Genomic DNA, 24,414 nt, shown 5'->3' on the forward strand with positions numbered 1-24,414 from the left:
GTAGCAACCAATCCCCTTTCAGGTCAACGAAGGGGATAAAAATTACCTCAATATACTATTATTGGAACTTCTCCATAACTTCTTGACTAACCCCGGTATTGGAGAAGCCACCATCGTGGAAAAGATTCTGCATGGTCACTTTTTTGGTCAAATCGGAGAATAATGTCAAGGTATAATCGGCACACTCCAGGGCCGTAGCATTACCCAGTGGGGACATTTGCTCTGCATAACTTATAAAACCATCAAAGCCTTTCACCCCTTGACCCGCTGTTGTTGGGGTCGGTGATTGCGAAATAGTGTTTACCCTAACCTTCTTTTCTTTCCCGAAGAAATACCCAAAACTACGGGCTACGGATTCCAAATAAGCCTTGTTATCGGCCATATCGTTATAATCGGGGAAAGATCGTTGTGCGGCCATATAGGTCAATGCAACGATACTGCCCCATTCGTTCATGGCATCCGCTTTATACAGGCTCTGCATGACCCTATGGAAAGATAAGGCGGAAACATCCCATCCTTTATGCGAAAATTCATAATTCTGATCTGTATAGTGCCGTCCTTTCCGGACATTGATCGACATACCGATGGAATGCAATACAAAGTCGATCTTACCCCCAAGGATTTCCATGGACTGACTTACCAATTTATCAAGATCTTCGGTGCTTGTGGCATCGGCAGGTACTATTTGAGAACCGGTTTTTTCAGCCAATTCATTGATTTGACCCATACGCATGGCAATAGGGGCATTGGTCAACACAAAAGTCCCACCTTCCTCATGTACCCTTTCCGCAGTTTTCCAAGCAATTGAATTTGAATCAAGTGCACCAAAAATAATCCCTTTTTTACCCTTTAATAAATTATAAGCCATGTTCTGTTTTTCTTAGTTGATTATTTCGCCAAAGATATTTAAAATATATAATATACGAGGTCTGTAATGTTCGTTAGTTCAACAATTGCCTGGCATGGGCCATAGCCGATTCCGAAAGGTCCTTTCCACCTAACATTTCGGCCAACTCCACTACCCTTTCGTCTTTCGATAATTCTTTCATATTCGTTAAGGTACCCCCAGACTTATCCTCTTTGTACACCTTAAAATGATGATCGCCCTTAGAAGCCACCTGAGGGAGGTGCGTGATTGAAAAAATTTGCATATTCCTGCTCATTTCATACATAATCCCACCCATACGGTTCGAGATTTCCCCGGAAACACCGGTATCTATTTCGTCGAACATCATGGTCGGGAGGTTTTCATATTTCGCCATTATGGATTTTATGGTCAACATGATACGTGAAAGCTCACCACCTGAAGCTACTTTTTTGATATCGCCAAAATCGGTTCCTTTATTGGCTGCGAATAAAAATAAGAGATTATCCTTACCGTTTTGCTTAAAATCCCCCGAAGGAAGCAATTCTATTTTGAACCGGGCACTTGGCATCCCCAACAGTGCAAGCTTTTCTTCAATCTGTGCTTTTAAATCCGGGATGACCTGTTGTCTTTTCTTCGATATTTTGGAAGCCAGATCATTGAGTATTTGCGCTTGCCCCTCCAATTGCTTTTGTTTATCGGCAATGGTAGCCTCTATGTTTTCGGTAGCATCGACTTTTTCAAAGAGCTCTTCTTTTATTTCGATCAACCCTGAAATTTCCCGCACCCCGTGTTTTTTCTGCAAACTATAAAGCAATTGCAATTTGGCATTCACCTCTTCCAACATTCTCGGGTCAAGATCCGCCTGATCGGAAAGTCCCTGTACTTCTGCCGCGATATCATCCATTTCTATGAACACGGATTGTATCCTGTTATCCAAGGCGGCATATGCAGCACCAAAACCCGATAGTTTGCCCGATACTTGCTTTAATTCGGACAATAGGTTCATGACCCCCACTTGTTCGTCATTCATGAGTTGGTGCCCTTGGGCCAATAGCTCGACGATGGTTTCCACATTGCTCAATTGCCGGTATTGCTCTTCCAATTCCTCCAACATACCTTCTTTCAAACGGGCTTCTTCGAGCTCTTTCAATAAAAAGCTATTGTATTCATGCTCCTTGATGGCATTGCCCTGAAATTCGACCAATTCGTTCAATTCCTTGGAAATCTTCCGATATTCATTCAATTGTGCGGAATATTGCGTCCGCAAATCCTTAGTACCTGCCAAGGCATCGATTACCTTGAATTGAAATTCGTTTTCGGCCAACTGCAAGGTTTGGTGCTGGGAGTGGATATCAATCAATTTACTCCCCAACTTGGAAAGCACCCCCAAGGTCACCGGCGTATCGTTCACAAAGGCCCTGGATTTTCCACTAGGCAATATTTCCCTACGAATTATGGTCTTCTCCTCATAATCCAGATCATGCTCAAGAAAAAAGGATGAAAGTCCATAACTGCCGATTTCGAAATCACTTTCTACGATGCATTTTTCATCTTTGTTACGCAAAGTGGACAAATCGGCACGTTTCCCCAACACCAACGAAAGTCCGCCCAACAAAATTGATTTACCAGCACCGGTTTCTCCGGTAATACACGTAAAACCATTACCGAAAGACACATTTAGCCTATCGATCAGAGCGTAATTCTTAATGGAAAGATTCTTCAGCAAAACCTTGAATTTTGGATTGCGTAAAGATAATTTTTATTTCAGTTGAAAAAAACGGAGATCAATATTTTATATCATTCCATGTACTGGAATAAAGCGGGGCGATACGATTGAGGGTTTCCTTTAACTTCACGACGTCCACTTTCGGTCCGTCGGAAAAAATATTGCGAATCTCATCCGATTTGGCGTCGAAGAAAGTGGAAATCAAAAAGGCGTTCGGCCTTCTTTTGATCATCGTCTCGAACAAATTCAATGTCCCGGCTATTACTTGTTTCCCCGTACTATTGTTATCGGCAAGAATATCGATTCCCTTGCGATGGTAATTGTACATGGCGACCCGGTATTCCCTATAGGTGTTCGACATGAGGTTATCGACCAACTCAAAACGGCTTCGATCCGTAGATTGGCTCCAACCCAATGAACTGCTACTTTGGGCTTGGGTAACTATATTTTGGGCTTTTCTGAAATATTCACTCCCCCCCTCCAAGGAAAAAGTATCTGCATCCAGTCCCAAAATGACATAAGCATAATAGGCCATGACACTTACCAGATTGGATTCGAATACATTCTCATTGAAAATCAAGGGTTGGAACTCAATATATTGGAAACTGAATTGATTGTCCTTATAATTGAATATCGGGGTTTCATAAGAGGTATTGTAAACAGGTCGAGAAGATTGGATCTGTATATTTCCCTTGAAACTATTGGATTCGTAATCGGTAATGGTAATGAACATTTGTGCGTTTACCCGTTCATTTTCCTTATAAATACGGTTCGTCCATTTCGTTTTATTCACAAAATCGTTCAAGGAGCGCTCCAACGTCTTAAATACCTGCTGGTTTGTCTGTGATACTTGATCTGAATTGACCGTTATCACACAATTCAATTCCTGGGCAGATGTTAGTACGGAAAATGAAAAAATTAAAACAAATAAGAATTTACGCATTCAACCGAATTATGATTTCGTTCAATATATCCTCGGCAACCTCGGCCTTGGTTTTTAATTGAAACGCTTTTATCCGTGAATTCTTATCCAAGAAGGTAATTTTGTTGGTATTACTTGCGAATCCGGCCCCATCATCGTTCAAGGAATTCAGGACAATGGCATCCAAGTGCTTTCTTTCCAATTTTCCCTTGGCATTTTCGAGCTCATTTTCAGTCTCCAGGGCAAAACCCACCAAAAACTGACCCGTTTTACATTCCCCCAATGACTTTAGAATATCTCGGTTCTTCACCAATTCCAAAGTAAGGTTATCCTCTTTCTTCTTTATTTTTTGGGTCGCCACGGTTTTTGGCTTGTAATCGGCCACGGCAGCTGCAGCAATCATAATATCACACGTATTGAAATGCTCATGGGCCACTTCATACATATCGTCTGCCGAAACCACGCCCACCACCTTGATCGAATCATGGGCAATGGTCTGGTTCGTGGGTCCTGAAACCAAAATGACCTCGGCCCCTAGATTTGCGGCCACCTTTGCCAATTCATAACCCATTTGTCCGGTTGAATGGTTACCGATGAACCGAACCGGATCGATAGCCTCATAAGTCGGTCCTGCAGTGATTACCACCTTTTTATCTTTTAAAGGAAGGCCTTTCAATAAGTAACCCTTAACGAAATCAATGATTTCCTCAGGCTCGGCCATGCGCCCCTCCCCATGCAAACCACTCGCCAATTCCCCTGACGTTGGTGGTATCATGATATTACCGTAAGACAGTAAGGTGTTTATGGAAGTTTTGGTTGCAGGATGTTGATACATATCCAAATCCATCGCCGGCGCAAAAAAAACAGGACATTTTGCTGATAAATACACGGCGGTCAATAGGTTATCCGTGTTCCCAGTGGCCATTTTGGACATGGTATTGGCTGTCGCCGGGGCAATGATCATCATATCTGCCCAAAGCCCAAGATCCACATGGTTGTTCCAATCCGTTTCCGATCCTTCTTCTTTTACGAATGCGGTAACCGCCGGATTTTTGGATAGGGTGGCCAACGTTAAGGGGGAAACAAAATAGCTGGCACTTTCTGTCAATACTACTTTGACATTTGCACCAGCTTTAATCAATAAACGTACAAGAAAGGTAGTCTTGTAAGCAGCAATTCCCCCGGTAATGCCTAAAAGGATATTCTTGCCACCCAACATACTACTCGGTGTCTTTCTCTGTATTCCTATGGTATATTTTATCCATCAACCACTCTTCTACTGCCATGGCGTGGGGTTTAGGAAGTTTTTCGTAAAATTTGGAAACCTCTATTTGCTCTTTGTTTTCGAAAACTTCTTCCAGACTATCACTGTATGTCGCGAATTCCTCCAATTTTTCCAAAAGCTCTTTTTTGATTTCAGAATTGATCTGAACCGCTCTTTTGGCCGCTATTGAAATCGCTTCATAAATATTTTCTGTTTTTTTATCGAACTCATTTTTATTAATGGTCACCGTTGAAACCGCTGCTTTGGAGTTCTTTAAATCGTTCATATTCATAATAACAACTTTTTATCTTGTTCGTCTTTCCACTATAATCGTGGGATTTTTGATTTCCTCTTCGATTTTGCCCAATAATTCATCTGCCTCTTCGGCAAATTTAGTATTCGGATATTGCTTTTTCAATACATTGTACGCTGCTTTCGCCGTCTTAAGACGTTCAGGCCTCAATTGGATAAAACTATTCAAGGCATACTGTGTTGCCGATTCGAATTTAAGGTACAACGCCTCTTCCCTGAAAATGGAGCCCGGATAATCAGAAATAAAATTATCGAAGGCAGCTATGGAAGGCGTTAAAAACGAATAATCGAAATGACCAAGTTTATTGAACTGTTTGGCGATTTCAAAAGCTTTTTGCTCTTTTTTTGTCGTCAGTTCCTTAGCCATTTTATTGGCCTCATCAAAGTACTCCGAATCCGGGTACATGTTAATGAAAGTCTGTAATTTTACCAAAGCCTTATCGGTATCGGTCTGATCCAAGGAATAATCCGGTGAAAGGTTATAATAACTTTTAGCCCCTAAAAATGCAACTTCGAGCACTTTGTCGCTCTTGGGGTAGGATTTGATGAACCGCTCGAACTGATAACCGGCCATATTGTAATCCTTTAATTCATAATAGGTGTTCGCAAAAAAGAACATGATACGCTCCCCTTGCGGTTTGCCTACATATTTGGGCGCAATCTGTTCGAACAAACGGTTAGATCGTTTGTAATCCCCATCATCGTAAAATTTTTGGGCAAGGTCCAACTTCAGCTTAACATCTTCATTTTTAAGCGCTTTTTGATACTCGCTACATGACGACATGACCAATAGTAAACCAAGAAATGGTAAAAATTTCTTCATTTTAAAAAACATTTTGCAAAATTAGGGATTCTCAACGGAATTAAAAAACAAATTTTATGGTACTAAAGTAGCCCCCCAAAAACACAAATGCGCGCTATTTGGCTTAGATTTAACTTTTCAATGGCATGCGACTATACCTGTAGTCCGGCGAAAGGCTTAACAAATTGTTTTATTTTTTCCCGAAGTCCCTCAGAAACAGGAACCAATGGCAATCTAACCGCACTTGTTGCCAGACCCATAGCTTCGAAAACGGATTTGATACCTGCCGGATTGCCTTCTTGGAAAATCAATCCCATACCTTCTTGAAGCGCGTATTGCAGTTCAAATGCAGCTTTCACTTCGGCTTTCAACCCCAATCGGATCATCTCGGAAAACGCATTGGGAACCCCTTGGGCCAAAACTGAGATCACCCCGGATCCCCCAGCCAATACGGTGGACAACGCCGTCATATCATCCCCGGATATCACCATAAAACCTTTAGGTTTATCCTTGGTCAATTGAAGGACCTGTGACATATCCCCTGAAGCTTCCTTGACGCCTATGACATTATCAAGATCATTGGCCAAGCGCAGCACAGTAGTCGGAAGCATATTACTTCCGGTCCTTGACGGTACATTATAAACAATCAAAGGCAAGGGTGAATTTTCGGCAATGGCCTTAAAATGCCGGTAGATCCCTTCTTGGGTAGGCTTATTGTAGTATGGGGATACCGAAAGAATGGCATCAAAACCACTTAAGTCCGTTTTTTTGATGGTCTCAATTACGGCATGGGTGTTATTGCCCCCGATACCTATAACCAATGGCAATCTATTGGCATTGGCACTTACAATGGTTTCCAAAACCAATTGTTTCTCTTCCTCGGTAAGTGTTGCGGTTTCAGCAGTAGTACCCAGAGCCACTAAATAATCGACCCCTCCTGCAATGCAATGCTCCACAATATTGGTCAGTGCCATGGTATCAACCGTAAGATCGCTCTTAAAAGGCGTCACCAAGGCAACTCCCGTTCCCATCAATTTATCCATTATTCAATTTCATTCAGAACTTTCAGATATTTCTTAAGTTCTAGTTTAAACATTTTAAAATCTTTTAGGGGCAAACCTAAAATCAAATCGTTCAATTGTTGATCCACCTCCATAAAGCCCACCTTAATACGTGCCTTGGTCTTTACGGTCATCAACTGCAACAATAGATTGTCCGTCGTATAATAATTGACCAGCAAATCATAATCCCTACTTAAGAACTCCAACGCGTAACTGTTTGCGATTTCCCCTTTCCATCCTAAATCCTTATCCGAAAAGACAGGCGTGGCATACGGTGAGTTCTTATCATAATAACTTTTATACCCAATGACCTTTACCGCATTGGGCCTTAAATTATATTCTTCAATAAATTCCAAAAAGAGTTCGGACTTTTCAAAACGATCCAAATCCACTATACAACCGATGGATGTAATCCCCTTTTCCCCCTCCACATTAGATGGAGGTTTGGCCAACTCTTCCTTTAAGAACTTTTTACCGGATTTACGTTTGAATTTATCCTTAATTCTTTTTAAAAACATGTAATTTTACATTTACGCAAATGTAAATAATAAACCCTCATTTTGATGGGGCTAAGGTAAAAACAATAATGGTTTTAAAAATAAAACATTTTGTTATATTCATAACAATTATTGGTTTGATTTCCTGCAAACAGGACCATCGGGTCATACACAAAATAGAGGGAAAACAACTGGCAATAGACAGTACCATCACCAAAACCACGGATATAGAAGACTTCATTTTACCTTATAAAAATCGAATCAACGAGGTGTTGGACAGTACTTTGGCCTATGCACCGAATCCAATTTCCAAAGAGGATGGGGAGTTCAATACCACTGCAGGAAACCTTATGGCCGACATCGTTCACAGTCAAGCCAACCCCATTTTCAAGGCCCGAACGGGAAAGGATATAGATTTTGTCTTATTGAACCATGGGGGAATACGTTCGGGCATTTCCGCCGGAAAGGTCAGTGCAAGAAATGCCTTCGAGGTCATGCCTTTTGAAAACCTTATTAAAGTGGCCGAGGTTACAGGAAACGACGTGAATGAAATGGTAGCGTTCTTGGTACGATCCGGAAGGGCACACCCCATTTCCGGACTTCAAATTGTTTTGGACAAAAACAGGACCCTAAAAAAGGCATTTGTCAATGGGAAACCCATCCTACCCGAACAGACTTATTATGTGGCCTCTTCAGATTATTTACTGGCCGGTGGTGACCATATGGGCTTCTTTAAAAACACCACATCAATAACGGATACGGATTATTTGCTCCGAAATGCCCTAATCGATTATTTCAAAAAAGCAGATACCCTTGCACCGGTTGTGGACAACCGATTTTATATTGAAAAATAATATGGATAGAAGAAAATTTATCGCCCAGACCTCGGCCAGTACTGCATTTGTCGGTTTGGGAGGACTTTCGTTGGGTTCCTGTACGGGAGCAACCAAAAAACACATAACCATATTGCACACCAATGATGTGCACAGCCATATCGATACTTTTCCCAAAGACCATTCAAGTTTTCCCAATTTGGGGGGCGTTGCCCGCAGGGCTTCTTTGGTCGAATCGATTCGAACGGAAAATCCGAATACCTTATTATTGGATGCGGGGGATATTTTTCAAGGCACCCCTTATTTCAATTTTTATGGGGGTGAACTGGAATTCAAGTTAATGAGCAAACTAAAATACGATGCGGCGACCATTGGCAACCATGATTTTGATAATGGCATAGACGGACTCCTTGCCCAAATCCCGAATGCGACCTTTGATTTCCTTTCCGCCAACTATGATTTCAGCAATACCGTTATGGACGATTTTGTAAAACCCTACAACACTTATAGGGTCGACGGCCTAAAAGTGGGTGTCTACGGCATTGGCATTGAGCTCGCAGGTTTGGTTACCGAAAAATTGTACAAGGAAACCCAATATTTGGATCCATTTGAAATTGCCACCGATATGGAAAACCGATTAAAGATGGATGAGCAATGCGATTTGATCATTTGCCTTTCCCATTTAGGTTATCACTATAAGGACGAGCAAAAACCGGATGACCTAAAACTTGCCGCAAAAACCAAATACACCGACCTTATTATCGGAGGACACACCCATACCTTTCTCCCTAAACCAACGATTGCCAAAAATGCCCAAGGCCATAACATCCTGGTAAACCAAGTGGGTTGTTTTGGTATACATCTAGGCCGAATGGATTTTTATTTTGATAGCGCCAAAAATGTTAAGGCCGATGGCACCAGCATCATCGTTTAATGACCATGGGCCGTTAGGACAAACCCAACGATCTGTTTGAATTCCTCTTGAAGTGGAATTGTTGGAAATGGTTTCTTGGCCCTGCCATACCAATATCCGGCATTAAAATCGTCTCCCTCCTTTCTATGTAGATACGCATGGATCCAACTCCCTATTTCATTATCGATATCTTGGGCCAGGGCATGCGAAGCTTCCCAATCGCCGCGGGCATCGAACCACAACGCCTTTAGGGTGTCCGGCCAATTTTCATTAGGATCATCTTCTTCCAAGGTACCCATAAACCCGCTATAATGTTTCGGCACCATTAGGTCAATTTTTTAACCAATTTACCAACGGTCAACCCTTGAACGATGATGGAGAAAACCACTACAATATAGGTAATCACCAAGAATAGATCCCGATGCATCTCTTGGGTAAGACCCAATGCAAGCGCTATTGAAATCCCACCTCTCAATCCACCCCAGGTCATTATGATATTGGTATTCGGAACAAAATCCAGTTTCTCCTTAAAAAAGCCGATGGGCAACAATAGCGACAAATACCTGGATAAAAGGATCAATGGAATGGACAGTAATCCGGCGATCATATAATCGAGTTCAAAGGCCAAAACCAATATTTCCATACCTATCAGGACAAACAATAGTGTATTAAGGAGAATATCGACCAACTCCCAGAACTTATCCACATACGTTTCTGTGGTCTCTGACATGGCACTATCACGCATGGTATCGTTCCCCACCATTAATCCGGCAGTCACCATGGCCAGTGGAGCGGACAGATGGAGGTTTTGCGCGATAACCGTACCTACCATAACGGTTGCCAAAGTAATGATCACTTCAATATCATAATCATCAATGGATTTCATTAGGCGATAGGTAATCCACCCCAAAAGCAGGCCTAGGACAATCCCTCCAATTACCTCAACCCCGAAAAGTTCCAGGACATCGATCATCGATACGCTTTCACTGCCCGAAGATGCAAACTGGAATATGGTCAAGAACACCACTACCCCGACCCCATCATTGAACAATGATTCGCCCACGATCTTAGTTTCCAATATTTTGGGAGCCCCCGCTTGCTTCAGAATACCCAATACCGCAATCGGATCGGTCGGGGAAATCAATGCCCCGAACAATAGGCAGTACACATAGGCAACATCCATGCTAAAGACCATCAATAAATAATAGACGGCCGTACCCACCAAAAAGGTAGATACCAACACCCCGATGGTCGAGAAGACCAAAATAGGCCATCTTTGCACCCTCAATTGCTGAAAATTCGTATGTAAAGCACCCGCAAAGAGTAAAAAACTCAGCATAATATCCAACAACAGTGTCTTAAAGTCGATTTGGGAAATGATATACTTTTCCGCATTCAACAAGGTATCATCAACATAACTTAAGGCAAATACACCCAAAGTAAAGCAGATGGTGATGACCATTAGGCCAATGGTATTGGGCAATTTTAAAAAGCGCACATTGATAAACCCAAAGGTTGCGGAAAGAAAGACCAAAATGGTGGTGATCAAAAAGTAATTCATTTCTTGGTTTTGTTTTATACGATTACATCAAAAATAAGGGCAATACATGTTTAACACAACGACTATGCATACGATCGGAAAATACCTTACTAATTCACCATCCCAAGAAAATCCTGCTCGGATATTATGGGCACCCCAAGGGTTTCGGCCTTTGTCCTTTTACTGGGGCCCATTTTATCACCAGCCACCAAAAAAGAGGTTTTCGAAGAAATGGAAGATCCCACCTTACCCCCATTGTCCTCTATCATTTTCTTTAAATCGTTTCGGCTAACGGATTCAAAAACCCCGGATACCACGAAGGTTTTCCCCTTTAAGACTTCGGTTTGGTTCAATAATTCATCCGCGGACAATTCAAACTGCAGTCCATAACTTTTTAACCGGGCAATGTTCTCCAAATTTCTCTCATTCTGAAAGAATTCGACCACACTATGGGCAATACGCTCGCCGATCTCATCCACGGCAATCAATTCTTCGACGGTTGCAGCCATCAAGGCATCGACATGTTTAAAAGCTTTTGCCAGTTTTTTAGCCACCGTTTCCCCGACAAAACGAATTCCCAAGGCGAACAATACCCTCTCAAAAGGAATATCCACCGAAGCGGCTACCCCCTTAACCAAATTGTCGGCCGATTTTTCCGCCATACGTTCCAAGGGCATGACCTGCTCCTTGGTCAAAATATACAGATCTGCATAATTGCGAATGAGTCCTTCCTTAAACAACAATTCAACGGTTTCCGCACCCAGTCCTTCAATATCCATGGCCTTGCGGGAAATGAAATGCTGGATACGTCCGGTGATCTGGGTCGGACACCCATAGAAATTGGTACAGTAATGTTTGGCATCCCCTGCTGTCCTTACCAATTCGGTACCGCATTCAGGGCAATGTGTAATATATTGGGTGGGTTTTGAATTTACGGGTCTTAAGGAAATATCCACCCCAACGATTTTTGGTATGATTTCCCCTCCTTTTTCCACAAAGACCGTATCACCTTCACGTACATCCAATTTTTCTATTTGATCGGCATTATGTAAAGACGCCCTTTTTACCGTTGTGCCGGCCAAGAGAACAGGCTCTAGATTGGCAACGGGGGTAATCGCCCCGGTTCGTCCTACCTGATAGGTAATCTCCCTTAAAATAGTCGATACCTGCTCTGCTTTGAATTTATAGGCCATGGCCCATCGCGGTGATTTGGCCGTATACCCCAACTCCTCCTGATGCTGGATACTATTTACCTTTACCACGACACCGTCGGTCTCATAGGGCAGACTATGCCTTTGAACATCCCAGAAATCGATAAAAGCCATAACCTCATCGGTGCTTTTGCACAATTTGGCCACTGAGGGCACTTTAAAACCCCATTCCCTCGCCTTTTCCAGCATTTGATACTGGGAAGATATTCCGGTGTCCGGCCCCACAATGCCATAGAGAAGACAATCCAAAGGACGTTGGGCCACCATGGCACTGTCCTGTAATTTTAAGCTGCCCGAGGCGGTATTCCTTGGGTTCATATATGGGTCTTCCCCTGCTGCAACGCGGTCTTCGTTCATTTTTGCAAAGCCATCCAATGGTAAGATGATTTCCCCTCGAATATCGAATTTCGGGGGGTAATCCCCTTTTAATTGCAAGGGAATGGAACGAATGGTCTTTATATTCGTGGTTACATCATCGCCCTGAAATCCATCTCCCCGGGTAACGGCCCTGACCAACCTCCCCGCTTCATAAGTCAGACTGATCGAAGCCCCGTCATATTTTAGCTCACAGGTAAATGCTACCTCGGCGTCCCCCAAAATGCGTTGAATACGTTTCTCCCAATCCTCCAAATCCTCTTTGGAATACGAGTTGTCCAAAGAATACATACGGTGTTCGTGAACAACGGTATTGAAACTCTTGGTTATGTCTCCCCCTACACGCAATGTTGGTGAGGTCGGGTCATAATACTCAGGATGCCCGGCCTCCAATTCCCTAAGCTCCTTCAGTTTCATATCGAACTCATAATCCGATATGACGGGATTATCCAACACATAATAATTATGGTTATGCTCCCTAAGCTCTTGGCGCAGTGCCTCTATTTTTTCCTTAATATCCATTTATTATCGATCTTTTTCAAACCATTTTCACCATACCGGTGATTCAACTTTCAGAATCCCTTTCAACATTCTATCATTGCCAAAGATATCTTTTCTGAGTTCCACTTCCTCAAAATCACCGTCCAAAAGCGCTTTGGTCTCCGAACCTAGGTATTGGTTTATTTCAAGATATAAAAATCCGCCTTTTTTCAGATTGCCTTTGGCAAATTCGATGATCCGCCTATAAAAAACCAAAGGGTCATCATCGGGTACGAACAGGGCCAGTCCGGGCTCATTATCCAATACGTTAGGCTTCATGCCATCCTTTTCCAACATCCTGACATAGGGCGGATTAGATACGATAATATCGAATGGTTCTTGAAGTGATTCCGTTTGGAAGATATCACCCTGGACAAATTTAACGTCAACCTCATTTTTCCTTGCATTCCATTGGGCGACCTCCAAAGCTTTTTCAGAAACATCCAACGCAAAAACATTGGCGATTTCCAGGGCTTTTGCCAAGAATATGGCAATACACCCACTTCCTGTACCGATATCCAGGATGTTGAATGCGGTTTGCCGGTTTTTATGTCCCTCGATGATCCAACGAACCAACTCCTCGGTTTCCGGCCTTGGAATCAGTACCGCTTCATTGACCCTGAAATCCAAATCCATAAAATGAACCGAACCCAAAATATACTGAATGGGTTTTTCCAATCGCAATTGGGCCAACACTTCAAAAAGGGGTTGCTCCTCCGCTTTGGTAACCCTTAGATCGGGCTGTAAGGCCAATACAAAACGTTCTAACCCCAGGTAATGACCGATCGTAAGATAAAAAAAGCTATCGACCTCCTCTTTCGGATATATGGCATCGAGCTCTTTATGATAAATAGTCTTGATTTCCTTTAACAACATAGATCAAAGTTGCTTCAACATCCAAACCGGACAGGAAAAATGACCGGTATCCCCCATTGGGGCATCAATATATTCAAATCCCGATTTTATATACAGCTTCTGGGCATCCTTCATATAGGGCATGGTCTCCAAATAACACTTTTCAAAACCGAACTGCCTTGCTCGGTCCAGACAGACCCCCATCATGGCCGAACCCAATCCCCGACCTCTGGCTTCCCCTAAAAAATACATTTTTTGAAGTTCACACACATTCCCCTCATAATTGGCCAATTGGGCCACCCCGGCACTTCCTATCAAACGCCCTTTGTCCTCCACCACGAAATAAGTAGCCTTGGGTCGGTCATAATTTTCGAACATCCGGTCCAAAGCCTTATCGGCGTAGGCCGTGCCAACCTTTGGCACCCCCATCTCCAACAGCACCTTTCGAATCATCAAAGCTATTTCTTCATTGTCTTTTGGTTCAATTTCCCGTATTATCGCTGTTTCCATGAATTATCGGTTCAATCTTTTTTATTGTTCTATTTTAGCGGAGTGAAGATACATGAAATATAAATTTATAGAGAATGAAAAAAGTATTTTTCATATTGATCCTTACCTTACTTACCCAACGCTGTACCTTTAACAAAAAACCGGAATTCACGGGGATAGCAAACGTATGGGTCGAGGAAGTGAGTTCAACTACCCTCACCCTAAAGGGCAATGCCCATTTTAAGAACGACAATGATCTGGGAGGCACTTTGCTTACGGATGAAATCAAGGTCTATATTGATGGGATATACTTGGCGACCGTATCTTCTGAGGCCTTTAAAGTACCGGTAAAGGACAATTTTGTTGTACCTTTGACAGTTCGTTTTCCACTATCGGAATTATTTAAGGAAAAAAAGGGCAATATATTCGGCGCCATTTTAAATCAAGTACTGAATAAGAAAGTAAATGTTGATTTTAAAGGGAAGATAACGTATAAGCTTGCCGGTTTCTCCTATGATTACGTGGTGGACCATAGTCAAGAAATAACGATTAAGTAAATGTCTATTGCCCCAATTTTCATGAAAAGGGCCATTCAATTGGCAAAAAACGGCCTTGGCGTTACCGCACCGAATCCCATGGTCGGTGCCGTGCTGGTAAAAGACAATATAATTATAGGTGAGGGCTACACCAGCCCATATGGGGGACCCCATGCCGAGGTCAACGCCATTAATTCGGTTTCAGACAAATCCCTTTTATCCAAATCAACCTTATATGTAACCTTGGAACCCTGTTCCCATTATGGAAAAACCCCTCCCTGTGCGGATTTAATCGTAAAACACAAGATTCCCAATGTGGTTATCGGCACGATGGACCCCCATGGGAAGGTTAAGGGCAATGGTATTTCACGGTTAAAAAAATCGGGTTGCAATGTCACTGTTGGGTTATTGGAGGAGGACTGCTTAGAACACCATAGGCGCTTTATGGCATTTCATCAAAAACAGCGCCCATACATCATCTTAAAATGGGCTGAGACAAAAAACGGATGCATTGCCCCGCTACCTCCTAAGCGTGATGAAGAACCCCAACCGTATTGGATTTCGAACAAGTACTCCAGACAATTGGTACATAAATGGCGTAGTGAGGAACAAGCCATATTAGTAGGTACCCATACCGTACTCGAAGACAACCCAAAACTAAATGTTCGCGATTGGTCCGGAAAGTCGCCTGTTCGGGTGGTTTTAGATCGGAATTTAAGCATCCCGCCAAGCTTTCACATATTCGACAAAAGTGTAAAGACCATTATCCTCACTGCGGTCAACGACACTTCAAAATGGATGGGACACATTGAATATGAACCTATCGATTTCGCGAAAAAGGTCCCCGAACAAATTTGCCGTGTTTTACACGACCGCAACATCATAAGTGTTTTGGTCGAAGGCGGGGCCCAAACACTAACAGGATTCATCAAAGCGGATTTATGGGATGAGGCAAGGGTATTCACCGGTCAAAGTACTTTTGAAAAAGGGCTTAAAGCCCCTGAATTCCATGGCAGAAGTACGGCCACCATTAATTTAGGTTCTGACCTTTTAAACATATATAGGAATGATTAAGAATATCATTTTCGATTTTGGGGATGTTTTTATAAACTTGGACAAGGAGATCGTATTTCGTGAAATGCAAAAATACGGAAGCCTCGAACTAACCCCTAAGCTACTGGAAACAAGCTATAACTATGAAATCGGGGCAATTACCTCCGAGACCTTTATCAAAGCGTTGAAAGAAACTTTTCCCAGTGCTTCAACAGAAGAGATCATTGCCGTATGGAATGGCATGATATTGGATTTTCCCGATTACAGACTGGAGTTCATAGAACAATTGGCGAAGGAAAATACACATCGGCTATTTTTATTGAGCAACACCAATTCCCTGCATATTTCAAAGGTCAAGGAAAACATGGGTGGGCAAAAGTACAATCGCTTTAAAAATTGTTTTGAGCAATTTTATCTTTCACATGAAATTGAGATGCGCAAACCCCACAACTCAATCTATGAGTTTGTGCTTAGGGAAAACAAACTGACCGCCCCCGAAACCCTTTTTATAGACGACACTGCTGAAAACACCGATGCCGCCAAAGCTCTGGGTATAGAAACGTGGAACCTAAAGGTCGGAAAAGAGGATATTACCCAATTAAAATCGAGAATTTAGATGTTAGATCTTGCCCTGAGTGTCCTTTGCTCCAGTTTGATCTTTGTGATCTTCAAACTTTATGAAATTTACAAGATCGAAACCATATATGCCATTATCGCCAATTATGTGGTCGCCTGCTCGGTAGGATTGTTCTTTTATTCGGGAGAGGTGAAACCGATGGAAATCGCAGAAAAACCTTGGTTTCTTGGAACCCTTCTCCTAGGTGTCCTTTTCATTGTCGTTTTCAATTTAATGGCAAAGACCTCCCAAGCGGTCGGAGTTTCCGTGGCATCCGTGGCCACTAAAATGTCGTTGGTGATCCCTGTTGTTTTTGGCGTACTTGTGTACAAGGAAAGCCTCGGCTTTTTAAAGATCCTCGGCATTGTTTTAGCCTTGGGGGCCGTATATTTTACGTCAATCAAAAAAAAGGAAATCGATATCAAAAGAGCTTCCTTGATTTTACCCTTATTGGTATTCTTGGGGTCTGGAATTATCGATACCAGTATCAAATACGTGCAGGAAACACAGATAAAGGAGGAAGAATTTCCGCTTTTTTCGGCCACCGTTTTTGCAGCTGCCGCATTTGCCGGGTTTTTCCTGATACTTTTCAAGGCGATCAAAAACCCTTTAAGGATGAACCTTAAAAATGTCTTGGGCGGAATTGCCTTAGGTGTCCCCAACTATTTTTCAATTTTTTATTTGTTACGGGCATTACAGAATCCCACTTTGAACAGTGCATCGGTCTTTACGATCAATAATGTGGCCATAGTCATGCTATCCACCCTTTTAGGGATCATCCTGTTCAAAGAACAAATCAGCATGAAAAACTGGGGTGGAATCGTATTGGCCATAATAAGTATCCTATTGGTAGCCGTATTCTAATGGAAAACACTGATCGTTATAAAACCTTATCCGGTCCTTCCGAGGAAATCCTCTTTAAAGAAAAAAAGAGCAAGTTTTTTGGCTATGCGTATCCGATTGAATCCGAGGATGAGGTTAAACCATTGATCGAAAGGCTAAAGAAACAACACCATACGGCCAACCATGTCTGTTATGCCTGGCAATTGGGCACCAGTGAACCCAGGTATCGGGCCAATGACGACGGCGAACCCAACAACTCGGCCGGTATGCCCATTTACGGACAAATACAGTCCTTCGAAGTAACAAACGTCTTGGTTGCCGTAGCCCGTATTTTCGGAGGCACCAAATTAGGGGTTGGGGGATTGATCACCGCCTATAGAACCGCTGCACAAATGGCCCTTGAGGAATCCCCTATTGTTGAACGGATCGAAAAGGCCCATTTTACGATCCATTTCGGTTACGAAACCATGGATAGGGTCATGCGTATCATCAAACAACACCATCTCGAAATCGTTGCCCAAAAACTTGAAATGGAATGTGATTTACATATTACCGCACCCAAAAGTCAAGCTGAAAAAACCATGCGATTATTCGAAGAATACCATACGGTATCGATCAGGCAAAAAAGGGGTTAATATCCAAACTTTCGAAGGATATCCTCAGGGCACCGCATCGGTTTGTTTTTTTTCGCATCCATAAAGGCAAGGACCGTATTCGCATCAGCCAAAAATTCGCCTTCCCCATTGTAAATTTCATAATCGAATTCGATACGTACCATCGGTTTTTTACTTAGGCGTGTACGCACTACCAAAAGATCATCATAATAAGCCGATTTTTTATAATTCACGGAAACGGAAACTACCGGAAGAATCACCCCACCATCTTCCATCGCTTTATAGGAAACCCCAAAGGAGCGTAACCACTCTATTCTCCCCATCTCCAAGTATTGTGGATAATTCCCGTGATGAACCACTCCCATTTGATCCGTTTCACAGTACCGAACCCTAAAAGAAATTTCATTATAATCCATAATAATCCAACTAAAAATTATATATTTATAAGCATGCATTTTGCGAACCTAACATGCGAAAAAAAAAGGGTAAATTCAATACCATTTCATTTTTTTTTTATAATTTTTGTTCACATATTTGCGGCATCTGATTCACACTTGCATTCCTAATAAAGCCAGTGCTGTTTATACTTAAAAACTAACCATTAACAAGAGAATTTTTACAATGAGTGTTACTGCTAATTCCGTATGGAACAATTGTTTGGCTTTTATCCAAGATAATATCCAACCGCAGGCATTCAAAACATGGTTTGAGCCCATTAAACCCGTCAAGCTTTCTGACAATGCCTTGAGCATTCAAGTACCCAGTAAATTTTTCTACGAATGGTTGGAAGAGCACTATGTGAAACTCTTAAAAGTTGCCTTAACGAAAGAGTTGGGGGAAACGGCCAAGTTGGTTTACATCATACGTATGGAAAACACCTACGGCAATCGTGAACCGTTTACCGAAAAAATACCGAGTTCAAACCGGGGAAATATGGGTCCCCAAGAAATGGACGTACCCATTAAATCGAAAAACCCTGAACTTCGGAACCCATTTGTCATTCCAGGTATTCGCAATATCAAAATAGAATCCCAATTAAATCCAAGTTACAATTTCGACAATTTCCTTGAAGGCGATTCCAATCGCTTGGCGCGATCTGCCGGTATGGCGGTAGCCAACAAACCTGGGGGCACCTCATTCAACCCTTTGTTGGTTTTCGGTGGGGTCGGACTGGGAAAAACCCACTTGGCCCATGCCATAGGGGTGGAAATCAAGGACAAATATCCCGATCGGACCGTATTGTATATCTCTGCGGAGAAATTCACCCAGCAGTACATCGAATCCGTAAAGAAAAATACCCGTAACGATTTTATACATTTTTATCAATTGATTGATGTGTTGATCATCGATGATGTTCAATTCCTATCCGGAAAGTCAGGTACACAAGACGTTTTTTTCCATATTTTCAACCATTTACACCAAAATGGCAAACAGGTGATCCTGACCTCTGACAAGGCTCCTGTAGATATGCAGGATATCGAACAACGCTTGTTGTCAAGATTCAAATGGGGCTTGTCGGCGGAATTACAAAGTCCCGATTACGAAACCAGGATTTCCATCTTAAAGAACAAACTGTATCGTGACGGGGTTGAAATGCCGGAAGATATCATAAACTACGTCGCCAAACATATCAAAACCAATATCCGAGAGTTGGAAGGTGCGATCATTTCATTGATTGCCCAATCTTCATTCAATAAGAAAGAAGTGACCATAGAGTTGGCCCAGCAAGTAGTCGAGAAGTTTGTCAAGAACACCAAACGGGAGGTTTCCATCGATTATATCCAAAAAGTAGTATCGGATTATTTTGAAATGGATGTGGCTACCCTACAATCCAAGACAAGAAAAAGACATATTGTACAAGCCAGGCAATTGGCCATGTTCTTTGCTAAAAAATTCACCAAGGCTTCATTGGCCAGCATTGGCTCCCAAATAGGAAAAAGAGACCATGCAACGGTATTGCACGCGTGTAAAACGGTGGACAATCTCGCCGAAACCGATAAGCAGTTCAGGAAGTATATTGAGGATTTAACGAAGAAACTTTCATAATTTCATAACATAATTTGATGGCAACAAAGGTTTTAATGGTCTGCCTTGGAAACATCTGTAGGTCCCCATTGGCCGAAGGAATCCTCCAAAGCAAGGTTACTAACGATACGATTTATGTAGATTCCGCCGGAACCGGGGGGTATCATATCGGAAGCAAACCCGACCGCCGTAGTATTGCAGTTGCCCAAAAACACAACATAGACATCACCCAGCAGCGTTGTCGCCAATTCACGGTCGATGATTTTGAGGAATTTGATATCATTTACGTCATGGACAAGAGCAATTATCAAAATGTCATAGCGCTTGCCCGAAACCAACAAGACAGGGATAAAGTCAGGCTGTTGCTCGATGAGATCGGCACCAGCCCCAATGAGGTTCCCGACCCCTATTATGATGACAATGGCTTTGAACACGTATTCAACCTTATCGATGCCGCCTGCACGATCATCGCGGACCAACTGAAAAATAAGTAACCCCCATGGAAAGCAACAACATCCAAAAAGGAAAACTTTATTTGATCCCTACCACCTTAGGCGAAAACGAGCCTTTGGAGGTATTGCCCATCTCAATAAAAAGGGTTATCGAAGCGGTAGACCATTATATTGTTGAAAACGAAAAATCGGCCAGACGTTTCATCAAAAAAATTTCACCTAGAAAATCACAGCCGGGATTGCACATTGAGGTCCTAAACAAATATACGGAAGCGGAAAGCATTCCTTCATTTTTAACCCCTTGCGAGGAAGGCCTGAATGTGGGGATACTATCCGAAGCCGGTTGTCCCGGCATTGCAGACCCCGGGGCCGATGTGGTGCGAATTGCCCATCAAAAGAACATACAAGTGGTTCCATTGGTTGGACCTTCATCCATTCTTTTGGCCCTGATGGCAAGTGGTTTTAACGGTCAGAATTTTGCCTTCAACGGCTATCTGCCCATTGACGCTTCGGAACGCAAAAAAGCCATAAAATCCTTAGAGCGAAAATCGATAGACCTACGGCAGTCACAGATTTTCATTGAAACCCCTTATCGCAACGATAAGTTGTTCAAGGAACTCACCAAGACCCTCGCCGACCATACCCAACTTTGTATCGCTTGCGATATCACCTTACCCACAGAATTCATACGCACACAAAGTGTTTCCGAATGGCAAAAAACCAGCATGGACCTCAATAAAAGACCTGCTATCTTTATTATTCAGGGATAAAAATAAACCCCGACGTTACCGTCAGGGCCTACCATTTTCATATGCATATAAAATCTTACACTTTTGGGTTACGTTTGGGCAATACCAAAGAAAGGTCGTACCCTGAGAACTTCTTCAAATAACCGACAATACATGACCCGTAAGCATCCTTAAAATTGATTTTCCCATAAGAACGCAAATATTTCATTACATTTCCGGGTCCTGCCAAATGAGCCGCAGCCAACATTCCGGATTCGGTAATCACAACGCCTTGGATTTTTTTACCAACGTATTTCTTGATATCCCGTCGCATAATCCATTTATTGCGGGCTAAATTGGTTTCAAATGCCTTTTCCTGCAATTTAGGATCGTTAAGGAATACTGCCGGGTTGTAAACACCCATTAATTCCAAGGTGCCCATACCGAACTGGTACTTACCCAAATACCCTAAAGTATTCGTTGCAAAATAATCGCCCGACGATTCTTTAAACGCCAGAGCTTCTTTAAAACCAAAGAACGTACTTCCTAAAAAAGGTGGAGTAGCCGAGGTGGGTGCCAAAACAGTTTCGTTTTTGGGAAACAAAACTTCAGTAGGTTTATCGACCTTTAAAGTTTTAGGAACTGTCGTCTCAAACGAGAAGTCACCAAAACTTACAAAAATCAACAGCATGATAAGAGAACTAAAAAAGACTATACATCTTCTCATATCTCTGTTTTCTTAAGACTTACAACCAAAAAATAGGTTTGCTTAAATTTCACTTCGCAAAGATATGGGGTTTAATACGATATGATCGGAAGGCTTTGTTAAAAATCCCGTTTATTAGTTAACAAGTCCTTAAAATTCGATTAACTACCTATCTATTAATGTTTTGACTTTCGATCCATCGGACATACTGGGCTTTATTTCGGTTATGTTGCGCCAGTGTTTTGGCAAATTTATGGTATCCGAAGTTCTCGACATTGGCAACAAAATAATAATAATCATGTTTCTCAGGGTTCAAAACAGCCTCTATTGCGGAAATATCGGGCATGGTAATCGGTCCCGGTGGAATACCTGGATATTTATAGGTATTATAAGGTGAATCGATTTCCAGATCTTTATATAAAACCCGTTTTATGACCGTATCGAAGTTTCCGGTATGTTTTTTTAATGCAAAGATGACCGTTGGGTCGGCCTGCAATTTTATATTCCTACGCAACCTGTTCAAATACACCCCTGCAACTCTTGGGCGCTCATCCACTTTAGCGGTCTCTTTATGTACGATCGAAGCCAAGGAAACGACTTCATTCACAGATAACCCCAAGGTTTTGGCCTTCGCTTTTCGTTCATCGCTCCAAAACCGGTTATATTCCTTCAACATCCTTTCCCTGAATTTTTCCGCAGAAGTATTCCAGAAAAACTCATAACTATTCGGAATGTACATGGCTATTTTGGTGTCGGGACTGAAACCATTGGCATCGTAAAACCCTTGATCATTCAATACCGACAATAAGGCTAGACTATCGGGCTCTATCTGGGACGAAATCCTTCCGGCCAAATCGGCCAATGTTTCCTGATTATTGAACGATACTTTTACAGGAATGTTCCTACTCCTCAATGAATTTACGATATCATTGTTGCTCATTCCTTTTTTGATCGCATATTTACCCCCCTTGATATTCGAGGTATACCCTTTGCGTTCGGCGATATGGACAAAAGACTTCGTATTGACCAACAAAGGATCAAGAAGCCCTAGTACATCTTCGATGGTAGCTCCAGTGGGGATGTACACATATGCCTCTTCATTGTTGAACTTTGTATTGGGGGAAAAAACCGCATCATACACCTTATAGGCAAAAACACCCCCTATAAGGAGCCCTAAGAGCACCACTAACAATAAAATTTTTCTAATATACATTAGGTATTGATCTTTTGTAACAATATTTCATTCTTAAATTCCCCATTGGATAAAATCCAATCCTTTTTTAAACCAACTTCAACAAACCCCATTTTTTTGAACAAGTGGAGACTCGCCAAATTCCCTTCCATCACATTGGCATACAATTGCCTTAGGCCTAAAATCCGAAAGACATAATCACATAAAAGCGAGATGGCCTCGGCCCCTATGCCCTTATTCCGTTCGTTATGCTCCAAAACCACGATCCCCACTCCTGCCCTTTTATTCTGGGGATCAAAATCGAATAGATCGATCAATCCTAAGACCTTATCCCCTTTTGCAATACACAACCGCAATTGCTTCACATCGTAAATATCCCTATGGGCATTCTCTAAATAAAGCTTTAGCACATGCCTGGAGTACGGGGTTGTCGTTCCACTGACTTCCCAGAGATCGCTATTGTTCTCCAATTCATATAGAAAATCAAGATCAGTGGGTTCCAAGGCCCTTAAATGAATATTTTCCCCTTGTAGGTTTACCATTGGATTTCCCCCTTAAAAACCTGTGTAGCCGGCCCCTTTAAATATACATTCGAATATCCTGTGGTATCCACCGTAAACCTTACTTGCAAATTCCCGCCTTGGGTTTCAATATCCACCACATTGGCAGACACTTTACCGGCTTTATGCATTGCGATGGCCGTGGCAGTCACCCCTGTCCCGCAGGAAAGGGTTTCATCCTCGACCCCCCTTTCGTAGGTTCTTACGGCAAATGCCCCATTTCCAATCGATTCGACAAAGTTGATATTACTTCCCTTTTCCCCATAGAGCCCATATCGCAATCTTGATCCTTCTTTAAAAACATCCAGGTTTTGAAGTTCGTTGACCAACTGAACATGATGGGGAGACCCGGTATCCAAAAAATAAGCATTTGGTTTTGTCTTTATTTCCGTAACATCACCCATTTTAAGCTCTACGATTCCCGCTTCGACGGTTGCGGAATGCTCCCCGTCGACGGCATTGAATTTCGCTTCAGAAGCAATTACCCCCAAAAAGTTCGCAAAAGCCACCAAACAGCGCCCTCCGTTGCCACACATCGAACCTTCATTACCATCGGCATTGTAATACACCATCTTAAAATCCAACGTAGGATCGTTCTCCAATAATATAAGTCCGTCAGCACCTATCCCAAACCTTCTATGGCATAAGTGGGCAACGAATTCGGTATCCGATTTGGGAAAGATATCATTACGGTTATCGACCATGACAAAATCATTTCCCGTTCCTTGGTACTTATAAAAAATAAGTGACTTTTTTGTTTCCATGCCCCAAATATAGGGTAATTTTAAGGGTTAATTAGCAGTTAAATTGTAGTTAAACTACAAAAAACGAATCTTTATTTCTTTTAATTTTACACTGATAATATAATTCTGGATCATTAA

Annotated in this window: 28 protein-coding genes; 10 read left to right on the plus strand and 18 right to left on the minus strand. The window is 42.3% G+C overall.

What is annotated here, in order from left to right; all coding sequences use genetic code 11:
- Positions 1 to 58 precede the first annotated feature (58 nt).
- The 8 genes from PHU20_RS02295 to PHU20_RS02330 all read right to left on the minus strand — a co-directional run bounded on the left by PHU20_RS02295 (position 59) and on the right by PHU20_RS02330 (position 7,473).
- The gene (locus tag PHU20_RS02295) at positions 59 to 868 is read right to left on the minus strand and encodes an enoyl-ACP reductase FabI (RefSeq protein WP_274823723.1); all 810 of its coding nucleotides are present in this window, start codon (positions 866 to 868) and stop codon (positions 59 to 61) included.
- 73 nt (positions 869 to 941) lie between these two features.
- Complete coding sequence (gene recN / locus PHU20_RS02300; protein WP_274823724.1) at positions 942 to 2,594, minus strand: DNA repair protein RecN; 1,653 nt, start codon at positions 2,592 to 2,594, stop codon at positions 942 to 944.
- 58 nt (positions 2,595 to 2,652) lie between these two features.
- The gene (gene porD / locus PHU20_RS02305) at positions 2,653 to 3,537 is read right to left on the minus strand and encodes a type IX secretion system protein PorD (RefSeq protein WP_274823725.1); all 885 of its coding nucleotides are present in this window, start codon (positions 3,535 to 3,537) and stop codon (positions 2,653 to 2,655) included.
- Positions 3,530 to 4,735 (minus strand): bifunctional phosphopantothenoylcysteine decarboxylase/phosphopantothenate--cysteine ligase CoaBC, encoded by a 1,206-nt coding sequence (coaBC, locus tag PHU20_RS02310; protein ID WP_274823726.1) that lies wholly within the window; start codon positions 4,733 to 4,735, stop codon positions 3,530 to 3,532. Before coaBC ends, porD begins: the two co-directional genes overlap by 8 nt.
- Position 4,736: 1 nt before the next feature.
- On the minus strand, positions 4,737 to 5,072 hold the full coding sequence (locus PHU20_RS02315) for a DNA-directed RNA polymerase subunit omega (RefSeq protein ID WP_274823727.1): 336 nt from the start codon (positions 5,070 to 5,072) through the stop codon (positions 4,737 to 4,739).
- Positions 5,073 to 5,084: 12 nt separating this feature from the next.
- Positions 5,085 to 5,915, minus strand: a complete 831-nt coding sequence (locus PHU20_RS02320; protein ID WP_274823728.1) for an outer membrane protein assembly factor BamD — start codon at positions 5,913 to 5,915, stop codon at positions 5,085 to 5,087.
- 131 nt (positions 5,916 to 6,046) lie between these two features.
- Entirely contained in the window at positions 6,047 to 6,937 is an 891-nt protein-coding gene (dapA, locus tag PHU20_RS02325; RefSeq protein WP_274823729.1) for a 4-hydroxy-tetrahydrodipicolinate synthase, read from the minus strand.
- A complete protein-coding gene (locus PHU20_RS02330; RefSeq protein ID WP_274823730.1) occupies positions 6,937 to 7,473 on the minus strand; it encodes a DUF6913 domain-containing protein in 537 nt (178 codons plus the stop codon). Before PHU20_RS02330 ends, dapA begins: the two co-directional genes overlap by 1 nt.
- Positions 7,474 to 7,589: 116 nt before the next feature.
- Between PHU20_RS02330 and PHU20_RS02335 the strand changes: the two genes are divergently transcribed.
- Both PHU20_RS02335 and PHU20_RS02340 read left to right on the plus strand, forming a co-directional pair.
- Entirely contained in the window at positions 7,590 to 8,306 is a 717-nt protein-coding gene (locus tag PHU20_RS02335; protein WP_338040867.1) for a 5'-nucleotidase C-terminal domain-containing protein, read from the plus strand.
- A 1-nt stretch (position 8,307) separates the two neighbouring features.
- On the plus strand, positions 8,308 to 9,219 hold the full coding sequence (locus PHU20_RS02340) for a bifunctional metallophosphatase/5'-nucleotidase (protein ID WP_274823732.1): 912 nt from the start codon (positions 8,308 to 8,310) through the stop codon (positions 9,217 to 9,219).
- Here PHU20_RS02340 and PHU20_RS02345 read toward each other — a convergent pair.
- The 5 genes from PHU20_RS02345 to PHU20_RS02365 all read right to left on the minus strand — a co-directional run bounded on the left by PHU20_RS02345 (position 9,216) and on the right by PHU20_RS02365 (position 14,229).
- Positions 9,216 to 9,524: a hypothetical protein gene (locus tag PHU20_RS02345; protein ID WP_274823733.1), complete on the minus strand. Its 309-nt coding sequence runs from the start codon at positions 9,522 to 9,524 to the stop codon at positions 9,216 to 9,218. The two genes, PHU20_RS02340 and PHU20_RS02345, sit on opposite strands and share 4 nt — an antisense overlap.
- Complete coding sequence (locus PHU20_RS02350) at positions 9,524 to 10,759, minus strand: cation:proton antiporter (protein WP_274823734.1); 1,236 nt, start codon at positions 10,757 to 10,759, stop codon at positions 9,524 to 9,526. Before PHU20_RS02350 ends, PHU20_RS02345 begins: the two co-directional genes overlap by 1 nt.
- 89 nt (positions 10,760 to 10,848) lie before the next feature.
- The gene (gene ligA / locus PHU20_RS02355; RefSeq protein ID WP_274823735.1) at positions 10,849 to 12,846 is read right to left on the minus strand and encodes an NAD-dependent DNA ligase LigA; all 1,998 of its coding nucleotides are present in this window, start codon (positions 12,844 to 12,846) and stop codon (positions 10,849 to 10,851) included.
- 27 nt (positions 12,847 to 12,873) lie between these two features.
- Entirely contained in the window at positions 12,874 to 13,740 is an 867-nt protein-coding gene (gene prmC / locus PHU20_RS02360; RefSeq protein ID WP_274823736.1) for a peptide chain release factor N(5)-glutamine methyltransferase, read from the minus strand.
- Between the two features lie 3 nt (positions 13,741 to 13,743).
- Complete coding sequence (locus PHU20_RS02365; RefSeq protein ID WP_274823737.1) at positions 13,744 to 14,229, minus strand: GNAT family N-acetyltransferase; 486 nt, start codon at positions 14,227 to 14,229, stop codon at positions 13,744 to 13,746.
- A gap of 74 nt (positions 14,230 to 14,303) precedes the next feature.
- On the opposite strand from PHU20_RS02365, the gene PHU20_RS02370 reads away from it, so the two are divergent.
- The 5 genes from PHU20_RS02370 to PHU20_RS02390 are packed head-to-tail and all read left to right on the plus strand — an operon-like array spanning position 14,304 to position 17,891.
- Complete coding sequence (locus PHU20_RS02370; RefSeq protein ID WP_274823738.1) at positions 14,304 to 14,765, plus strand: hypothetical protein; 462 nt, start codon at positions 14,304 to 14,306, stop codon at positions 14,763 to 14,765.
- Positions 14,766 to 15,818 carry a bifunctional diaminohydroxyphosphoribosylaminopyrimidine deaminase/5-amino-6-(5-phosphoribosylamino)uracil reductase RibD gene (gene ribD / locus PHU20_RS02375; RefSeq protein WP_274823739.1) on the plus strand — a complete coding sequence of 351 codons (1,053 nt, stop codon included), beginning with the start codon at positions 14,766 to 14,768 and terminating at the stop codon, positions 15,816 to 15,818.
- Positions 15,811 to 16,413 carry an HAD family hydrolase gene (locus tag PHU20_RS02380; RefSeq protein ID WP_274823740.1) on the plus strand — a complete coding sequence of 201 codons (603 nt, stop codon included), beginning with the start codon at positions 15,811 to 15,813 and terminating at the stop codon, positions 16,411 to 16,413. Before ribD ends, PHU20_RS02380 begins: the two co-directional genes overlap by 8 nt.
- On the plus strand, positions 16,414 to 17,277 hold the full coding sequence (locus PHU20_RS02385) for an EamA family transporter (RefSeq protein WP_274823741.1): 864 nt from the start codon (positions 16,414 to 16,416) through the stop codon (positions 17,275 to 17,277). It abuts the gene before it with no gap.
- Positions 17,277 to 17,891: an IMPACT family protein gene (locus PHU20_RS02390; RefSeq protein ID WP_274823742.1), complete on the plus strand. Its 615-nt coding sequence runs from the start codon at positions 17,277 to 17,279 to the stop codon at positions 17,889 to 17,891. The genes PHU20_RS02385 and PHU20_RS02390 overlap by 1 nt, the downstream gene beginning before the upstream one ends.
- Here the strand turns inward: PHU20_RS02390 and PHU20_RS02395 are convergent.
- Positions 17,888 to 18,286, minus strand: coding sequence for an acyl-CoA thioesterase (locus PHU20_RS02395; protein ID WP_274823743.1), 399 nt, complete (start codon positions 18,284 to 18,286; stop codon positions 17,888 to 17,890). The two genes, PHU20_RS02390 and PHU20_RS02395, sit on opposite strands and share 4 nt — an antisense overlap.
- Before the next feature lie 205 nt (positions 18,287 to 18,491).
- Here PHU20_RS02395 and dnaA point away from each other — a divergent pair, with 205 nt between their 5' ends.
- Genes dnaA through PHU20_RS02410 form a run of 3 tightly spaced genes read left to right on the plus strand, consistent with a single transcriptional unit; the run spans position 18,492 to position 21,117 of the window.
- On the plus strand, positions 18,492 to 19,916 hold the full coding sequence (gene dnaA, locus PHU20_RS02400; RefSeq protein WP_274823744.1) for a chromosomal replication initiator protein DnaA: 1,425 nt from the start codon (positions 18,492 to 18,494) through the stop codon (positions 19,914 to 19,916).
- 17 nt (positions 19,917 to 19,933) lie between these two features.
- Positions 19,934 to 20,389, plus strand: a complete 456-nt coding sequence (locus tag PHU20_RS02405) for a low molecular weight protein-tyrosine-phosphatase (RefSeq protein ID WP_274823745.1) — start codon at positions 19,934 to 19,936, stop codon at positions 20,387 to 20,389.
- 5 nt (positions 20,390 to 20,394) lie between these two features.
- Positions 20,395 to 21,117, plus strand: a complete 723-nt coding sequence (locus PHU20_RS02410) for an SAM-dependent methyltransferase (protein WP_274823746.1) — start codon at positions 20,395 to 20,397, stop codon at positions 21,115 to 21,117.
- Between the two features lie 55 nt (positions 21,118 to 21,172).
- On the opposite strand, the gene PHU20_RS02415 is transcribed toward PHU20_RS02410, so the two are convergent.
- The 4 genes from PHU20_RS02415 to dapF form a co-directional block, all read right to left on the minus strand.
- The gene (locus tag PHU20_RS02415; RefSeq protein WP_274823747.1) at positions 21,173 to 21,802 is read right to left on the minus strand and encodes a hypothetical protein; all 630 of its coding nucleotides are present in this window, start codon (positions 21,800 to 21,802) and stop codon (positions 21,173 to 21,175) included.
- A 148-nt stretch (positions 21,803 to 21,950) separates the two neighbouring features.
- Positions 21,951 to 22,994 carry an endolytic transglycosylase MltG gene (gene mltG, locus PHU20_RS02420; protein ID WP_274823748.1) on the minus strand — a complete coding sequence of 348 codons (1,044 nt, stop codon included), beginning with the start codon at positions 22,992 to 22,994 and terminating at the stop codon, positions 21,951 to 21,953.
- Positions 22,994 to 23,515, minus strand: a complete 522-nt coding sequence (locus PHU20_RS02425; protein ID WP_274823749.1) for a GNAT family N-acetyltransferase — start codon at positions 23,513 to 23,515, stop codon at positions 22,994 to 22,996. The genes mltG and PHU20_RS02425 overlap by 1 nt, the downstream gene beginning before the upstream one ends.
- A complete protein-coding gene (gene dapF, locus PHU20_RS02430) occupies positions 23,509 to 24,297 on the minus strand; it encodes a diaminopimelate epimerase (protein ID WP_274823750.1) in 789 nt (262 codons plus the stop codon). The genes PHU20_RS02425 and dapF overlap by 7 nt, the downstream gene beginning before the upstream one ends.
- Positions 24,298 to 24,414 lie beyond the last annotated feature (117 nt).

The organism is Maribacter polysaccharolyticus, from assembly GCF_028882255.1.
Lineage (GTDB): Bacteria > Bacteroidota > Bacteroidia > Flavobacteriales > Flavobacteriaceae > Maribacter_A > Maribacter_A polysaccharolyticus.

Bases quoted from the DNA above. Each gene is read 5' to 3' on its own strand.
- PHU20_RS02295 (WP_274823723.1), bottom strand. From the start codon at position 868: ATGGCTTATAATTTATTAAAGGGTAAAAAAGGGATTATTTTTGGTGCA.
- porD (WP_274823725.1), bottom strand. From the start codon at position 3,537: ATGCGTAAATTCTTATTTGTTTTAATTTTTTCATTTTCCGTACTAACA.
- coaBC (WP_274823726.1), bottom strand. From the start codon at position 4,735: ATGTTGGGTGGCAAGAATATCCTTTTAGGCATTACCGGGGGAATTGCT.
- PHU20_RS02315 (WP_274823727.1), bottom strand. From the start codon at position 5,072: ATGAATATGAACGATTTAAAGAACTCCAAAGCAGCGGTTTCAACGGTG.
- PHU20_RS02320 (WP_274823728.1), bottom strand. From the start codon at position 5,915: ATGAAGAAATTTTTACCATTTCTTGGTTTACTATTGGTCATGTCGTCA.
- dapA (WP_274823729.1), bottom strand. From the start codon at position 6,937: ATGGATAAATTGATGGGAACGGGAGTTGCCTTGGTGACGCCTTTTAAG.
- PHU20_RS02330 (WP_274823730.1), bottom strand. From the start codon at position 7,473: ATGTTTTTAAAAAGAATTAAGGATAAATTCAAACGTAAATCCGGTAAA.
- PHU20_RS02340 (WP_274823732.1), top strand. From the start codon at position 8,308: ATGGATAGAAGAAAATTTATCGCCCAGACCTCGGCCAGTACTGCATTT.
- PHU20_RS02345 (WP_274823733.1), bottom strand. From the start codon at position 9,524: ATGGTGCCGAAACATTATAGCGGGTTTATGGGTACCTTGGAAGAAGAT.
- PHU20_RS02350 (WP_274823734.1), bottom strand. From the start codon at position 10,759: ATGAATTACTTTTTGATCACCACCATTTTGGTCTTTCTTTCCGCAACC.
- ligA (WP_274823735.1), bottom strand. From the start codon at position 12,846: ATGGATATTAAGGAAAAAATAGAGGCACTGCGCCAAGAGCTTAGGGAG.
- prmC (WP_274823736.1), bottom strand. From the start codon at position 13,740: ATGTTGTTAAAGGAAATCAAGACTATTTATCATAAAGAGCTCGATGCC.
- PHU20_RS02365 (WP_274823737.1), bottom strand. From the start codon at position 14,229: ATGGAAACAGCGATAATACGGGAAATTGAACCAAAAGACAATGAAGAA.
- PHU20_RS02370 (WP_274823738.1), top strand. From the start codon at position 14,304: ATGAAAAAAGTATTTTTCATATTGATCCTTACCTTACTTACCCAACGC.
- ribD (WP_274823739.1), top strand. From the start codon at position 14,766: ATGTCTATTGCCCCAATTTTCATGAAAAGGGCCATTCAATTGGCAAAA.
- PHU20_RS02380 (WP_274823740.1), top strand. From the start codon at position 15,811: ATGATTAAGAATATCATTTTCGATTTTGGGGATGTTTTTATAAACTTG.
- PHU20_RS02385 (WP_274823741.1), top strand. From the start codon at position 16,414: ATGTTAGATCTTGCCCTGAGTGTCCTTTGCTCCAGTTTGATCTTTGTG.
- PHU20_RS02390 (WP_274823742.1), top strand. From the start codon at position 17,277: ATGGAAAACACTGATCGTTATAAAACCTTATCCGGTCCTTCCGAGGAA.
- PHU20_RS02395 (WP_274823743.1), bottom strand. From the start codon at position 18,286: ATGGATTATAATGAAATTTCTTTTAGGGTTCGGTACTGTGAAACGGAT.
- dnaA (WP_274823744.1), top strand. From the start codon at position 18,492: ATGAGTGTTACTGCTAATTCCGTATGGAACAATTGTTTGGCTTTTATC.
- PHU20_RS02405 (WP_274823745.1), top strand. From the start codon at position 19,934: ATGGCAACAAAGGTTTTAATGGTCTGCCTTGGAAACATCTGTAGGTCC.
- PHU20_RS02410 (WP_274823746.1), top strand. From the start codon at position 20,395: ATGGAAAGCAACAACATCCAAAAAGGAAAACTTTATTTGATCCCTACC.
- PHU20_RS02415 (WP_274823747.1), bottom strand. From the start codon at position 21,802: ATGAGAAGATGTATAGTCTTTTTTAGTTCTCTTATCATGCTGTTGATT.
- mltG (WP_274823748.1), bottom strand. From the start codon at position 22,994: ATGTATATTAGAAAAATTTTATTGTTAGTGGTGCTCTTAGGGCTCCTT.
- PHU20_RS02425 (WP_274823749.1), bottom strand. From the start codon at position 23,515: ATGGTAAACCTACAAGGGGAAAATATTCATTTAAGGGCCTTGGAACCC.
- dapF (WP_274823750.1), bottom strand. From the start codon at position 24,297: ATGGAAACAAAAAAGTCACTTATTTTTTATAAGTACCAAGGAACGGGA.